10 protein-coding genes are annotated in these 14,414 nt (G+C 58.0%); 3 read left to right on the top strand and 7 right to left on the bottom strand.

Translation table 11 applies throughout. The features are described from left to right. Positions 1-757: 757 nt before the first annotated feature. The 7 genes from G1C98_RS05875 to G1C98_RS05845 all read right to left on the bottom strand — a co-directional run bounded on the left by G1C98_RS05875 (position 758) and on the right by G1C98_RS05845 (position 9,952). The gene (locus G1C98_RS05875) at positions 758-1,774 is read right to left on the bottom strand and encodes a hypothetical protein (protein ID WP_240944918.1); all 1,017 of its coding nucleotides are present in this window, start codon (positions 1,772-1,774) and stop codon (positions 758-760) included. A gap of 10 nt (positions 1,775-1,784) precedes the next feature. Further along, on the bottom strand, positions 1,785-2,438 hold the full coding sequence (locus G1C98_RS05870) for an RloB family protein (protein WP_169080116.1): 654 nt from the start codon (positions 2,436-2,438) through the stop codon (positions 1,785-1,787). After that, complete coding sequence (locus tag G1C98_RS05865; RefSeq protein WP_169080114.1) at positions 2,438-3,754, bottom strand: AAA family ATPase; 1,317 nt, start codon at positions 3,752-3,754, stop codon at positions 2,438-2,440. The genes G1C98_RS05870 and G1C98_RS05865 overlap by 1 nt, the downstream gene beginning before the upstream one ends. Positions 3,755-5,276: 1,522 nt before the next feature. Further along, positions 5,277-6,602, bottom strand: coding sequence for an ABC transporter substrate-binding protein (locus tag G1C98_RS05860; protein WP_169080112.1), 1,326 nt, complete (start codon positions 6,600-6,602; stop codon positions 5,277-5,279). Between the two features lie 508 nt (positions 6,603-7,110). Beyond that, entirely contained in the window at positions 7,111-9,027 is a 1,917-nt protein-coding gene (feoB, locus tag G1C98_RS05855) for a ferrous iron transport protein B (RefSeq protein WP_240944931.1), read from the bottom strand. Positions 9,028-9,179: 152 nt separating this feature from the next. Beyond that, positions 9,180-9,500 carry a FeoA family protein gene (locus G1C98_RS05850; protein ID WP_169080108.1) on the bottom strand — a complete coding sequence of 107 codons (321 nt, stop codon included), beginning with the start codon at positions 9,498-9,500 and terminating at the stop codon, positions 9,180-9,182. Between the two features lie 83 nt (positions 9,501-9,583). Further along, positions 9,584-9,952 (bottom strand): YccF domain-containing protein, encoded by a 369-nt coding sequence (locus G1C98_RS05845; RefSeq protein ID WP_169080106.1) that lies wholly within the window; start codon positions 9,950-9,952, stop codon positions 9,584-9,586. Between the two features lie 122 nt (positions 9,953-10,074). Between G1C98_RS05845 and G1C98_RS05840 the strand changes: the two genes are divergently transcribed. The 3 genes from G1C98_RS05840 to G1C98_RS05830 all read left to right on the top strand — a co-directional run bounded on the left by G1C98_RS05840 (position 10,075) and on the right by G1C98_RS05830 (position 14,238). Next, complete coding sequence (locus G1C98_RS05840; RefSeq protein ID WP_169080104.1) at positions 10,075-11,436, top strand: MATE family efflux transporter; 1,362 nt, start codon at positions 10,075-10,077, stop codon at positions 11,434-11,436. A 96-nt stretch (positions 11,437-11,532) separates the two neighbouring features. Then, positions 11,533-12,453: a hypothetical protein gene (locus G1C98_RS05835; protein ID WP_205831898.1), complete on the top strand. Its 921-nt coding sequence runs from the start codon at positions 11,533-11,535 to the stop codon at positions 12,451-12,453. Between the two features lie 330 nt (positions 12,454-12,783). Further along, positions 12,784-14,238 carry a tyrosine-protein kinase domain-containing protein gene (locus G1C98_RS05830; RefSeq protein ID WP_417852298.1) on the top strand — a complete coding sequence of 485 codons (1,455 nt, stop codon included), beginning with the start codon at positions 12,784-12,786 and terminating at the stop codon, positions 14,236-14,238. The last annotated feature ends 176 nt before the right edge of the window (positions 14,239-14,414 follow it).

The following is a 14,414-nucleotide window of genomic DNA, read 5'->3' as shown; positions in this document are numbered from 1 at the left end:
GTTCCGTCTCCTGGCTTCCAATCGCGGTTTTTTGTTTTGGCGAATGAAAATCGTACACAGGACGCGGGCCATGCCCTCCTGCGTCAGGGCCGGAATCCGAAAGTGCGCAAGATTTCGGACGTTATCTTCTCGGACTGAGCTATTCGGATCCGCAGGATTTGATTGATGATTCAATTGTCCACACGGGCTATGAAATTCCATTTGCAAGGTGGCGTAGGGATCTTCATGAGGACAGGTATCGTTATGAGCTTTATTTCACTGACTCCGCAGATCAGGAGCAGCTTGAGAGGGGCGACAATCCCCGGAGCATAGTTGAGGGGATTATTGCTGGAGATTATGGAATCGGTGACGTATCACCTTTCGCTACGTGGCCGTGGGCCGATTTCGGCAATGCAATGTGCAATGATCTGATTGCTCAGAATGTTGCGCTGTATCCCGCCAAGGGGGCAGAACTCAAGCAGAGTTAGACTAAGAGCAGTGTGGCTTGCGCTGAATCTGATAGTTCTTTCTTTTCCAGGAGTTCATGCTTGTGGCGGGAGCTCGTGCGCACCGTGCAGCAGGCGTAGGGCCTGCTCATTGCGATTGGGGTCTGAGAAAGGTAAATTATGCGCAATGCTCGCAGAGTCCGTGGAGCTATGGCAAGAGTCCCTACAGGCAACATTTGAAAGCATTGGCGACACCGATATTGTGCTGGTAACGAATCAGAAGAACTGACTTGATGCAGCGCTTTGAAAATGCTGCATCAAGACAGTCCTGTCTACCAGCGTGCTGCAGCCCCGTTATCCCAGATATCTTCTTTCCCATATTCAAGTGCAGTAATGATGTCTTGATTCAATTTGCCGCGTAGGTCATCGCAGATTTCCGTTTGGAATAGTGGAATGAAGCACATATTCCATGTGAGCTTGTGCCTATCCGGATCAGGGCAAAACAATATTGCTGTGGCCTGAACCGCTTTGAGGAATTGCCGTGGTTGGGATTCGTGCTTCGCCAGTAAATCATAAACATCTTTGCTGATATCAGCTAGAGTTTTGATGAGCAAATCTTTAGAGATAGAGTTTCCATCAGCGTATTGCTTTTTACTTTCCACAGCGTCATTTTCCTGTCGCGATTTGCGTGCTTTGATTGCGTCTTTTCCATGCCTACTCCGTGATGGACCGAATCCTAGTGAGCTACGTCGTGAAAGGGTGAATGTTGCTTCGCAGGCATTGATAAACGTATCTGCAGCCGGAATCGTGTCTATGGCTTTGCTGAGTACTAATGCGATAGAAGCTACAATGTCACAAAGAACATGTGCTTGGGACAAGTACTCGCCGGCTTTAGGAGCTAAATCTTTGAAAGAATTAATGCCATGATTTTGTACACAAGTGCAGAGTTCTGATACTTGCTGGCTCGCTAGGGGATCTTCTTCTGCCCAACGGAGTATGTCAATTACTCTGCAATGATCAATAATGGGATGAGTCACATCCTCGCAAAGGAAAAGCACGCGTTCAGGCTGTTGCTGCGCGTGGATAATTGTCGTTACTTTATCATGCGGAATATCAGCAATGCGAGCTTGAACTGTTCGGACTTTGTTGGCAAGAGCCTGCTTATATTTGTCAGGCAACTTCTTACTGTTTTCGGGAGTAAGGACCATCCTGAGCAATTGGGCATGCGCGATACCTGCACATGAACAAATGCAACCGAACCCGTTTGCGAATGTGCAACTACCTTGCCCACGTCCAGTGTGAATATCTATAAAGGGATCTTTGGGATTTACTTGAATAGGCAGAGCCATTTTTCTCCTTTCAACTCTGTTTGTTGGAATATTCCAGCGTTTCGATTATCTTCGGCATATCGGTCCAAGGAGCATATTCCTGCTCATGATGTGGCACAAGCCTATCGCGCCCCTGGCTGTTTTCCTCTGTATTATGCCGGGCAGCGTTGTGTATGGCGGCATCGAGATGTTCTTTGCCAATGAGCTCGGTGTTGATGTATTTGTTACGGTTTCCGCCGACAACTTTAGCTTCTGCCGCAGCTGATTCGACATCAGGTGTCAGTGTATAGCTTGACGGGCAAGCTTTCACATAGTCGAGCAACCAGACCTCGAAGCAAGGATTGGAAATGATGAGTTCGATTCCATTGTCATTGCAGATTCCCGCTGCTTCGCCGTGGTCGTGAAAATCGTCAACATCGACCACTACCCAGATTCGTTCATAACAATCTGTAGAAGTATCTCGCTTGTCTTCCCTTTTCAACTTAACAGCGAGCTTCGCGAGCTGCTTAGGGCTATTGTTTTTCTGTTGATAGTCAATGACGACATCGTATAGGGACTCAAGCTGCTTGAAATACTGTTTTTCGGTGACCGCTCCGCCTGCCACGACAAGAAAACGTCTCTTGCGCGGTCGGCGAGACCGTGCGGCTTTACGACCATGTGCGGGAACGTTTCGCTTTTTTGACATCAGGCATCAACCCCATTCACGATCTGGGCAAAAATGGTATGGAAATCAGGCCGTGGTATGGCGCCGTACACGCCGTTGAGATAGTTCTTGCCAATGTTTTCCATATTCCGAATACCCAGATCGGTCACCGGGAACAATTCCGAAACGCCTTCCTCGTTCTTTTCCACAAGCCAGATCTGGTCGGGCTCCAGTAGACGCTTTGCCGAACCGGACTGATTAATCAGCGACACGTCATGAGTCGTGAAAATAAGTTGGGAACCGTGAGGGTTCGTTTCCGCGTCGGCATACAGTGCCACCAGCTCCTTCACCAGAGCCGGGTGCAGACTGGTGTCGATCTCGTCGATAAGCGTCACCGACTGCTTCGACAGCTGGCGAAGAGCAAGCGAGAAGAACGACAGCGCGGCGACGGTGCCCCTGGACTCATCATCAGGGCTGAATCCCGCAGAAGATGAATCGCCAGTATGAGTGAACAACAGCTGGGAAGCATTCTTGACATTGAACGTCTCATCTACCTTGCCCTCATCTATGCCAAGCTGTTTATGCATCTCTTCCTTGATCTGCGCCCAGATATCCGGAGGAACATCTACCGGAACACTCTTCACGTCACTGATGCCGAAGTCCGCATACTTGATCAATGTGGCCAGATGCTTCGAAAGCGGCGTTTCTTTCTTGAATTCCTCCAGCAACGTAGGCTGCTCCTGCTCGAAAGCGCTCGCTTCGTAATAGGCTATGCCGCTTTGGAAGAATGAAAATGCCGGCTGAATGGACTCGATGCCGGCGGCTGCGGCTGCGGAAAGCAGAAGTGCGTTCGGCCTGAGCTCTATGGTCTTGCGCACTTGCGCGCGAGGCCCCTTGAAGGAGGGGCCGAACTTCACCCCGTCCGTTGAAGAACGGGAAAACAGCAGCGATGAGTGCGTGGAAAAACGTCCTTGCAGTTTTTTGAAGAAGGTGAGTTCTTCCTCAAGGATCCGTTCATTGTCGTAGCGGAACCAATACTGGTATTTCAATCCATCGCTCGCGATGAATTCAAGGAAGAATGTGGACGGATACGAGAAAGGATCCTTTCGCAGCAGAAAAGGTTCCCTGGGAATGGGGCTGTTTGCATCCCCTTGGCTGTAGCTGTTTACCACCATGTTGCGCATAGCGCGCAGCGCCTTCAGAAAATTGGACTTTCCCGATGCGTTGGCACCATATACGGCTGTGATCGGAGACTGCGGAGACTCGTCAGACTCCATGAATCGCTTTTCGCGAGTCATGGAGAAAGACTGCTCGTCTCGGAAACTCCTGAAATTCGAAAAACTAAAATCAATCAGCATCGGGTTGCCTCGTAAATGTGTTTTGCTCCTTTGATACTGAGATTATATCCAGAAATATGCTTATTTTGCAATTTTCTGCTAAAAGTGGTGGTTTTATTGTATTTATTATTGTCGCATAAGGCTGAATTGCTTTCGAATGTTTTCGCTGAAGGTAAGCGAAAACGCTATTGGGCCATTGAGATAGCCGTAGGCGTCGGATTTCCTGTGGTTTTCTGGCGGTGACTTGTACCTGCTTCTTGTATTCCGGGAAGACGGTATAAAATTATGCATTCTTGGAAAGAAAAGTACATTTTGTGTATCTCTTTTTATACATTCGCTGATGACAACAGGGCGAACTGTCTGTAGATATTAAGTGTTCCCCGACGGTGGGGGGTATGGGAGGGGACACGTTAGCACGTTTTTAAGCGCATGCCGGTCCGGCGGAGGCAGCCGGAGCGGGGTGCCGGAATCATGTATGATAAGTCTGACGTTTTTGAGCGACGCCTTTGCGTTATCGCTGCCATACGGCTGTTCGGCCGCAAGACTAAGGGCTGGTATTTCGTATGGGGGCGCTTGTGTTCGTTGTGTTGCAGACCGTGCTGTTCTAGGCCATGCCGATTTTGTCTGAATCATTAGGGGGCGATCGGCTTTTCAGACGAGGGTATGTGCATTGTTGAATATCTGCCTACATCTGAGGACGATTCAATTCCCACATTCATCCAAGTGGCTTGTTTGTGGCATTGGTTTGCGGATATGCCGGGTATGAGGGCTGGAATTCCAACGTCTATGCCCGGCATATCGTGTTTTCGATGCCACAAATAAGCGAAGTAGTGATTCCGGGGCCGCGGAATCTGCCATAAACAAGCGGAGTAGCACTCGATTTGTGCAGTGCTTGGGCGCGCGGGGAGTTTTGTGCGAGGTTTGACCTCTGTTCAACGGTTTCTGGAAGGACAAATCGGGGTTCAACGGGGCCGTTTCGTCTTCGGCTTTTCGGATTTCGCGTGTATCTCGCTTACGTGTGGCAGATTCCATGGTTTGGCGGGATCTATCTCGCTTACGTGTGGCACTCGCTCGGCGATAATCCGCCTCCAAACGTTGAAATTGCAACGGTAAAAATCCGCATACCGGGGAATAGCTGCCACACGTAAGCGAGATACACCCGGTCCGTCTCCGGAATCTGCCACACGTAAGCGGAATAGGGGTCAAAATCATGGGCGCCCCTCAACTTCGAAGAAGAATGCTGAGACACGCACATAGTTTCGGGGAAGAGGAGTGGCATTGGCAGGGAAGGACACAGTGGTTGGCGGCTTGTCGACCGGTCAGAACGCGAGTAGGGCGGCATTGCATGAGAAGGGCGCAGACGTTTTGGGTGAAGGGCAACGCCTGCTGGCGCTATGCACTGCACCAACGCGGAAAGATGCACTCGTTTGGCAACGCCCGCTGCCACTAGGTGCTACAGCCCGGATTCACTCTGTGATTCGCCATGCGGCTCACTCTGCGTCTCGGTGCGTCTCACCGTAAAACACCGCGAATCGCCGCAAAATCAGTGCGAAGCCTCGTACTCCGTCTTCCATCCATCCACGAACGCGGTCTTGACCGCATCCCAGTCTCCGGTGCCCTGAGCGTATTCGAGCATGGCGGAACCGAGCTGGTTCTTCCATTCCTCGGAGGGGATCATGGCGGTCGGCCTGGTGGAGACCGCTTCCTTGCCGGAGTTCTGATAAGCTACCTCTGCTCGGACCAGCGGGTTGTCGGATTTGACCTTACCGAAGGACTTGAACGGCGTGGTCAGTCCCATGTCCTTGCTGATCGCGTTGATGCCGGCCTTGCTGGTGATGACCCACTTCAGGAAGTTCTCGGTGGCCTTCCTGTCGGCGTCGGATGCCTTGCTGTTGATGCTCCAGTAGGCTTCGGAATTGGTATTGAGCCCCTGGTTTTCCTCGCCTTTGACGCCCATGTAGATTGGCATCATGCCAACGTTGTTCGCCTTCACTCCGGCCTTCTGCATATCCGGCCACGCCCACGTGCCGTTCTGGTAGAAGGCGGCCTGGCCGAGCGCAAACTCGGAGTTGGCGTCGTCGCCGGTCTTGGAGCTGATCTGGGTGCGCGGGCAGGTGGAGTCCGTCAGGTACAGGTCGAAGATCTGCTTGAACTGCGGCAGGTAGGTGCCCTTGATGGTCGCCGGCTGTTCGGTGACCTTGTCGTCGCGGAATTCGAAATACAGCGGATTATCGGCCAACTGGGTCTTGAACCGCCAATCGGAGCTGGAATCGAAGCCTGCGGAGGTGAACGCGCCCTTGATGCCGAGCTGGTCCTTCTTGGCCTGCATATCGTCGGCCACGGCCTTGAGCGTATCGAAGTTGTCGATATCGTCCACGTTCTTGATCTTGGCACCGTCGGTGGCGATGTACTTGTCCAGGATGCTCTTGTTGTAGATCAGACCGTAGCTTTCCACCACATAAGGCACGCCCACCACCTTGCCATCATCCGTGAGCGCCATGGACTTGTCTTCAAGCTGCCTGTAAGGCTCGGTGTCCTTCATGTCCGCGGTGTAGCGCTTCCAGTTCTGGTAGTCGGCCACGCCGTTGACCTGGAACAGCGTAGGTGCCTCGGACTTGGCGAGCTCGGATTTGAGGGTCTGCGGATAGGTGTTGGATGCCGCGGTCTGGACCTTGACCTCGACGCCGGTCTCCTTGGTGTATTCTTTGGCCAGGGCAGTCCACTGGTCGGCCGCTTCCGGCTTGAAGTTCAGGTAGTAGACCTTGCCCTTGCCGGCGGAACCGGAACCCGAACCGCATGCTGCGAGCGCGCCGATGGACAGGGCCGTAATCGCCGCCATGCTGACGGCTGTTGTGATGGGGTGCTTCATGGGGAGCCTTTCTTCGATATGCTGCTGTTCTAAGTTTTTGACAGGGGAGCGGCCGTGCATCTTTAGTGTATTTTGGCCGAGGGTGCCGTGCGGAACGGGCAGCTGGCGCACAGTAGGGAAGTGGGGTCGGGCCGGCAGATCGTCGCGTTGCAACTGGGGTGCTGGACGGCGTGCGTGTGGATGTCCAGTCCGCGTTCTCGCGCGCGATCGAGGGCCATGTCTACGAATTCCTCCGGGACCCGCCATCGTGCGGCGATCTGTGGAACGGTCAGGCCTGCCTGGCAGTCGGCGGCGATGCTAGCCACTATGTCGTTCGGCTGGTTCGTCCCAGTCTGGGCTGCACTAGGTTCGCCTGCGTCAATTCCGTCTGTGCCAATCCCGCCGGCATCAAGTTCGCTCGTGGGCTCTCGCGTGCTCCGCTCATCAACCGGCTGTCCCGCCCTCCATATGCGCGTGAACCGCCAACCATGCGGTTTGATAAACCTTCCCGTCATGCGTGCCAAGCCGATCACCACACCAACCGCAGCACCTGGAACGCGACCACGGCGAGCGCGTAAGCCGTCAGCAGGCTTAGGCAGACGGATCGTGCGGCGACCTTCGTTCCGAATTGTCGTCTCATTTCGGCGACCGTGGCCAGGCATGGCGTGTAGGCAAGTGTGAACAGCAGGAAGGCGATGGCGGCCGCCTTGCCGTGGCCGTGCGAGGATCGGTCGAACGAGTCGCGCATCTTCTGCCCCAGTGTGCCTTCGCCGTTGCGTTGCGCGTTTGCGTCATCCGATTCGTCGGCATGGTAGGACTGCGACATGGAGCCGATCACGACCTCCTTGGCCACGAATCCCGTGACCAATGCCGCGGACGCGTGCCAGTCGTCGAAGCCGGCCGGGGCGAACACGGGGGAGATCGTATCGGCGAGCACGCCGTATACGGAGTCGTGCACGTCGTCGACATGTGCGAAACCGCCGGCGGTGGCGGTCATGGGGATGCCCTGCAACAGCCATAGCGCCATGATCATGGAAATGATGATCACGCTGGCTCCGCGAATGAACTGCCACAGGCGGATGAGTACGGAGCGGATCAGCTGCAATGCGCGCGGGCACTGGTATGCGGGAAGGGCCAGCATCAGGGGTTCGGGTTTGAGCCCGCGAAACATGGTGTGGCGCAGCAGCACGCCGATCAGCAGGATGATCGTGATCGATACGACGTACATGAGGAACACCACGACCCCGGCGTACTTGGGGAAGAACGCGTGGGCGAGCACCAGGAACACGGATAGGCGGGCGGAGCATGCGGCGAAGGGGATGAGCATGCCGGTGAGCACTCTTTGGCGCGAATCCTGCAGTGTGCGGGTCGCCGCCAGGGCGGGGAGATTGCAGCCGAAGCCGATGATGATCGGCAGGAACGCACGGCCGTCCAATCCCAGCGCTCGCATGGCACGGTCCATAACGAACGCGGCGCGTGCCATGTACCCGGAGTCTTCCAGCATCGACAGCATCAGGAACATGATGCCCATTGTCGGGATGAAGGTCAATACGGTGATCACGCCGTCCAGCACGCCGTCCACCAGCAGCGAGTACAGCCAGCTGTCGGTCGCGTTCGGCCCGAACAGGCCGAACAGCCGGTCGAGTCCTTCGGTGCACCAGGCGCGCAGGGACACGTCGAACCAGTCCTGCATGGGTGCGGCGAGCGTTGTGGTGGCCTGAAAGACGATGAACAGGATCGCCAGGAACGCTATGATGCCGAGCACGGGGTGCAGCAGTACGCGGTCGATACGGTCGGAAAGGGTGACGGATTGGTTCGGCTGCACATCTAGATCGCGCAGTATGCGGGCGGTCCAGTCGAAACGCCTGTCCGCGCGCGACTCGACCCATTCGCGCATGCTGGCGGCGTCGGCGGCGGGTCTCTTGCAATCGTCGTGCCCCGGATCGTTCGGATCGTCAAGCCCCTGCGGGATCGGCGTGCCGGTAAAGCTGCGCGCGATGGCGTCCGCCAAAGCGGCTTCCCCGGTGCCGTCGCGGCCGTCGAGCGCGACGACCGGCATGCCGTTCAGCAGACGCGACAGGCGCGCCGGGTCGATCGCACAGCCGTTGCGGGCCGCAAGATCGTTCATGGTGATCGCCACGACGGTGGGCATGCCGAGTTCCACCACCATGGACAGCAGGTATAGCGAGCGGGATATCGCGGTGGCGTCCATCACGACGACGATGAGATCCGGGCGCGGCATGCCGGACGCGCCCATGACCGCATCGACGGCCACCTGCTCGTCCGGGCTCATCGCCAGCAGCGAATATGTGCCGGGCGTATCCACGAACTGCCATGTTTGCGTGGTTCCCGGTCTTGTGTAGTGGTACTGCCCGTAGGTGACGGATACGGTGGTGCCTGGTGCGTTCATCGTGCGGGTTCTCGCGCCCAGCAGGGTGTTGAACATCGATGATTTGCCGACATTCGGATTGCCGACGAACACGACGCGTTTGGAAGCGCATCCGGCTGAATGGTCGGGCTGGCAGCATGCGCAGTGCCTGCGGCAGCTGGCAGGGGTCGTCTGATGGCAATCGCCGCCTCGTAGGGATCGAAAGCTCATTATGCGTTGGTCTTTCCGGTTGTCTTGTCCTGGACGGTCCGTACGCGGATGGCCCGCGCGGTGCTGTGATCCAGTGCGACGCGTTCCCCTCCGAGCGCGACGACACGGCCTCCGAATGCTCCCCGCTGCATGATCCTCAGTTGCGCCCCCGGTGCCAGGCCGATCTCGTACAGGCGGAAACGATGTCGCTCGTCCAGGCTGATGCTGTCGATGACGGCATGCGTGCCGCGCGGGCAGTCGCATAATGCCGTCGTGGGGGTGCCTGGCTTCGACCGCTCATGCGTCTTGCCTGTAATACCGGGGTTTTGTGGGATGGTCATACCTCCACACATAACAGGAAAACCGTCGAAGCACAAGGGTTGTGGGGAATAAGGTATTTCATGGTGCTTGGGGGAGAGGATGGCTAGTTCGCCGCGTAGATCTGCGAGCCGAATGGCCACAGGGCCAGCTTGGCCATTTTGAACGACTGGATGCCGAACGGAATACCGACGATGGTGACGCAGTTCAGCAGTCCGGCGACCACGTAGCCGAGCGCCATCCACACGCCGGCCAGCGCGAACCACACGATGTTGGCCAGCACCGATCCCACGCCGCCGCCATACACCACGGTCTTGCCGAACGGGGTGAGCGTCAGCCCCGCCATCTTGAACGCCTGTATGCCCAGCGGAATGCCGATGACGGTGACGCACAGCACCAGCCCGATCACGGCCCAGCCGATCGCAAGCATCAGGCCTCCCAGAATCAACCACAGAATATTGCCAAGAAGTCTCATACCAGCATGGTAACGGACAACAGGAAGCGGGCATGCCGGCAAACGCGCATGCGCCAGCGCCTGCCACGACGCACGCACACGGCACGCTTGTCTCGGCCGGAGTTGTACTCTCTACGCCTGTTATGGATAACGAACTGTTCGAAAAGACGCCCATTCCGCGCGCATACATGACCTTGGCCATCCCCGTCGTACTCAGCATGATGGTCACCCTCGTCTACAACACGGTCGACACCTACTTCATCGCCCACACCGGCAACACGAGCATGGTGGCCGGCGTGGCCATCGCCACCCCCGTGTTCACCGTCATGATCGCCCTCGGAGACATCTTCGGCCTCGGCGGCAGCTCCGTGATCTCCCGCCTCTACGGCCAGGGCCGCTACGACGACGGCAGGCGCCTGAGCGTCTTCTGCTTCTGGGGAGCCGTGCTCACCGGCGTCATCGTCATCGTATTGGGACTCGTCTTCCGCGGCCCGATCCTCGCCATGCTCGGCGCGGACAGCTCCACCTGGGAATACGCCTCGCAGTTCTACACGCTCATCATCATCGGCTCGCCGTTCATCATCGTGTCGATGACCCCGACCAACCTGCTGCGTACCGAAGGATTCGCCACGCCATCGGCCATCGGCTCGATCGCCGGCACCCTCATCAACATCTGCCTCAACCCGCTGTTCATCCACGTGCTCGGCTGGGGCGCGGCCGGCTCCGCGGGTGCCACCGTCATCGCCAACATCTGCACCGACGCCTACTACATCTGGTTCCTTCTCAAACGCAGCCGCAACCTGTCCATCGACCCACGCCTTATGTTCCTCGGCCGCAGACTCGACATCACCCGCCACGAAACCGGCGGCATCCTCGCCATCGGCATCCCCGCATCCGTCACCAACCTCATGCAAAGCCTCGGCATCGTCATGGTCAACCTGTTCCTCCTGCCATACGGCAACGACGCGGTCGCGGCCATGGGCATCGCCCTCAAGATCGTCATGATCGCCATCATGATCCTCGTCGCCTTCGCATTCGGCGGCCAACCGCTCACCGGCTACAACTACGGCGCCGGCAACATGCCACGCCTCAGGGCGCTGCTCAGATTCGCCTACTCGTTCCTCGCCATCCTCGCCCTCGCCATGACAGCCCTGCTCATCGCCTTCGCCCACCCGCTCATGGGCTTCTTCAGCACCGACGCGCACATCGTCGAACTCGGCGCGGGCATGCTGCGCGTCCAGCTGCTGAGCACCGTATGCGTGGCGATCGTACTGGTCACCACCTGCACCTTCCAATCCGCAGGCAAGGCGATCGGCGCACTGCTGCTCTCCATCAGCCGCCAGGGCGTGATGCTCGCCATCACCCTGTTCGCAGGGCGCGCGCTCGCCGGCTACCATGGCGTGATTGCCGCACAGGCCATGGCCGACCTGCTCACCGCGATCCTCGCGGTCATACTGTTCGTTGTGCTGCTGCCGGAGGTGCGCAAACATACGGAAACGCGGTGATTATCAGGCCAAGCCAGAACCGTCACATGCAACGCATATAACGGAAGACGGCAGGAAAACGCCCGGACGGAACAGTCGGCTGCGAGGAGGCGCACGATGACGATAACGGTCAGCGAACGGTATCTGCACGGCAAGCACGGCGACGAAACACTCGACGAGGACGGCATCTTCGTAGGGCGCACGTTCGCGGCGGTGGTCGACGGCGTGACCAGCAAAAGCCGCATGAACCTATGGACGTCATCGCCCGGAGTCGTCGCCAAGAACACGGTGATCGAAACGATCGCGGCCATGGACGTGGAAACGGACACGGGCGTAAGCGCGGAGACCTTCCTGCACGAGGACCCGGAACAGGACGGTGCAAGCGAAGAGGCATGGGGCATGCGCGCCATGCAACGCCGCATCGACAAGGCACTGCGTGCACGCTACCGCACCCACCCCACCCGCAGCGCTGACTTCTTCGCCACACACCCCGTGGAACGCCTCCAAGCCAATGCCGTCGTCTACAGCGCGGCGGCACACGAGATCTGGCTGTTCGGCGACTGCCAGGCCATGATCAACGGACAACGCATCCCCACCATGAAGAAAACGGACGAACTGCTCTCCGCACTACGCAGCTTCGTCTGGCAGGCGCAGCAACTCGAAGACAGCGGAACCGGAAACACCACAGCAGATGCCGGCCACCCCGGCACCGACCCGAGCCGCGACGCCATCATGCCGTTCCTGCGCATGCAATCGGCCTTCGCCAACCAGCGCGGCGAATACGGCTACTTCGTCTTCGACGGCTACACCGACCCCCAATACCCCATACGCGTACTGCACGTCGACCCCGGCGACGACATCGTACTCGCCAGCGACGGCTACCCATTCCTCGAACCGACCCTCAGCCAATCCGAAACGGCGCTCGCGGACCTCAAGGCCAGCGACCCGCATCTCGTACGCCGTTTCCCCTCGACCAAGGGCTTCGAACCGGGGCTCGACTCCTTCGACGACCGCTCCTACCTGCGCATCACCGTCTGACGGCGGTGCCGGCGGCGGTAGCAACGGCAGCGCCTGCAACGGCGGGAATGGCAACAGCGATGCCGGATCGGGCAGGCCACCCCGGCCCGCGACGCGTATCCATCCCACACTCCTTGTGAATTTGTTGATTCAAAATCTTAAAGTTCTCTGTGTTAATCCCCCCTTAGCCGTACACTGCGAATGATTGAGACAGTCAGACAGGAGAGAAGCGTGGCTGAGGAACAAGCTCAACAGAACAGCATTCTTATCCCCGAGAACCGTACCGACGCAGCACCGCAGACGCAGAACGTGGTTCTCACGGAACGGACCGAATCGGACGCGGACGAGGGCATGACCCTGATGGATCTGATCCGCATCGTCGGCAAGCACATGTTCACCGCGATATTGGTGTTCGTGCTCGTCGTCGTCGGCGTGACCGCATACACGCTGACCGCGCAGAAGAAGTACACGGCCACCGCCCAGCTGTTCGCCAGCTACAACAACACCACCGCCGACGCGCTCGACAGCAGCGTCAGCAGCCAGAGCACGGCAGGCACCTACATCGCCACCCAGCTCAAGAGCTACCCGGATCTGGTCAAGACCGAGGCCGTACTGCAGCCCGTGGTCGATAACTTGGGCAACAGCACCATCACCGCCGATGATCTCGCCACGATGGTGACCGCCACCAACCCCACCGACACCTATATGCTCAACGTCGCCGTCGAGGCCACCGACCCGGCGCTTTCCGCCCAGCTCGCCAACGAGATATCGCAGTCCCTGTCGAGAGTCGTGTCGTCCGAGCTGTACGCCTCCGGCAAGAAATCCATGGTGAAGCTGTCCGTGGTACAGAAAGCCAAGACGCCGGTCTCGCAAAGCTCGCCGAACACCAAGCTCAACATCGCCGTGGCCGTCGTCGCGGGCATCGTGCTTGGCATCTTCGCCGCGCTCGTGCGCGACCTGCTGGCCCGCAAGCTGCAGGACATCATGGACCTGCAGTCCATCGACCCCAACGGCAGCGTCGCCGGCGTCATCCCCAAGGACGACGCCCTCAACGGCACCAAGCCGGTCATCGTCACCAAGCCGGACGGTGCCATCGCCGAGGAATTCCGCCGCATGCGCACCAACCTTTCGTTCGTCACCTCCAAGGACGGCGACAAGGGCCGCCTGATCGTCATCACCTCGTCCATGCCGTCCGAAGGCAAGACCACGATATCGTGCAATCTGGCCGCCGCGCTTGCCGAGAACGGTGCATCCGTGCTGCTCATCGACGCCGACCTGCGCCACCCGTCCGTGGCCAAGCGCCTCGGTCTTGAAGGTAACGTCGGCCTCGCCCACGTGCTGAGCAACCAGGCCAGCGTCAAGGACGTGGTGCAGCGCTACTGGAAGCCGAACCTGCACATCATGCCTGCCGGCCCGCGCATCCAGAACGCCTCCGTGCTGCTCAACTCCCGCATCATGCACGAGCTCGTGCACCAGGCCGTGCAGCAGTACGACTACGTGATCATCGACACCACGCCTATGTCCGTGGCGAACGATGCCGCCGTGTTCGGCCAGATGGGCAACGGCGTGGTCATGGTCTCGGCACGCGGCGTTACCTACAAGAGCGCCCTGCGCGGCGCCGTCAACGAACTGCGCGAACTCGACGTGCCGCTGCTCGGCTACGTGTTCAACCTCGCCGACGAAAAGCACGGCCGCGGCTACGGCAATTACTACTACTACGGTTCGTACTACAACAAGGGCGAATACGGCAAGGAAGACAGCAAGAGCAGAAAGAAGCACAGGCGTTCACGCAAGCGCGGCAAGTGACATGCCCCGCCGTTGTGATACGGCTGATTTGCTCCGGCGAATCACACCGGTTGATGTTGGGCCCTGTCCCGTATGGAAATCCATACGGGACAGGGCCCAACTCGTATATTCGCTCGTTTTGCGAGAGGAACGGTCGCCGATTATTTCGGAAACTCAGACAACCGCGGCGACAATGC

Origin of the sequence: Bifidobacterium erythrocebi (assembly GCF_012932675.1) — a bacterium.
Classification (GTDB): Bacteria; Actinomycetota; Actinomycetes; order Actinomycetales; family Bifidobacteriaceae; genus Bifidobacterium; species Bifidobacterium erythrocebi.
The sequence above is the reverse complement of the archived record's forward strand: the minus strand, read 5'-3'. Positions and strand labels throughout refer to the sequence as shown.

Excerpts from the sequence above, each read along its gene's own strand:
- G1C98_RS05865 (WP_169080114.1), bottom strand. The coding sequence starts at position 3,754 with ATGCTGATTGATTTTAGTTTTTCGAATTTCAGGAGTTTCCGAGACGAG.
- G1C98_RS05830 (WP_417852298.1), top strand. The coding sequence starts at position 12,784 with ATGACCCTGATGGATCTGATCCGCATCGTCGGCAAGCACATGTTCACC.
- G1C98_RS05840 (WP_169080104.1), top strand. The coding sequence starts at position 10,075 with ATGGATAACGAACTGTTCGAAAAGACGCCCATTCCGCGCGCATACATG.
- G1C98_RS05875 (WP_240944918.1), bottom strand. The coding sequence starts at position 1,774 with ATGGCTCTGCCTATTCAAGTAAATCCCAAAGATCCCTTTATAGATATT.
- feoB (WP_240944931.1), bottom strand. The coding sequence starts at position 9,027 with ATGTTCAACACCCTGCTGGGCGCGAGAACCCGCACGATGAACGCACCA.
- G1C98_RS05845 (WP_169080106.1), bottom strand. The coding sequence starts at position 9,952 with ATGAGACTTCTTGGCAATATTCTGTGGTTGATTCTGGGAGGCCTGATG.
- G1C98_RS05835 (WP_205831898.1), top strand. The coding sequence starts at position 11,533 with ATGACGATAACGGTCAGCGAACGGTATCTGCACGGCAAGCACGGCGAC.
- G1C98_RS05860 (WP_169080112.1), bottom strand. The coding sequence starts at position 6,602 with ATGAAGCACCCCATCACAACAGCCGTCAGCATGGCGGCGATTACGGCC.
- G1C98_RS05850 (WP_169080108.1), bottom strand. The coding sequence starts at position 9,500 with ATGACCATCCCACAAAACCCCGGTATTACAGGCAAGACGCATGAGCGG.
- G1C98_RS05870 (WP_169080116.1), bottom strand. The coding sequence starts at position 2,438 with ATGTCAAAAAAGCGAAACGTTCCCGCACATGGTCGTAAAGCCGCACGG.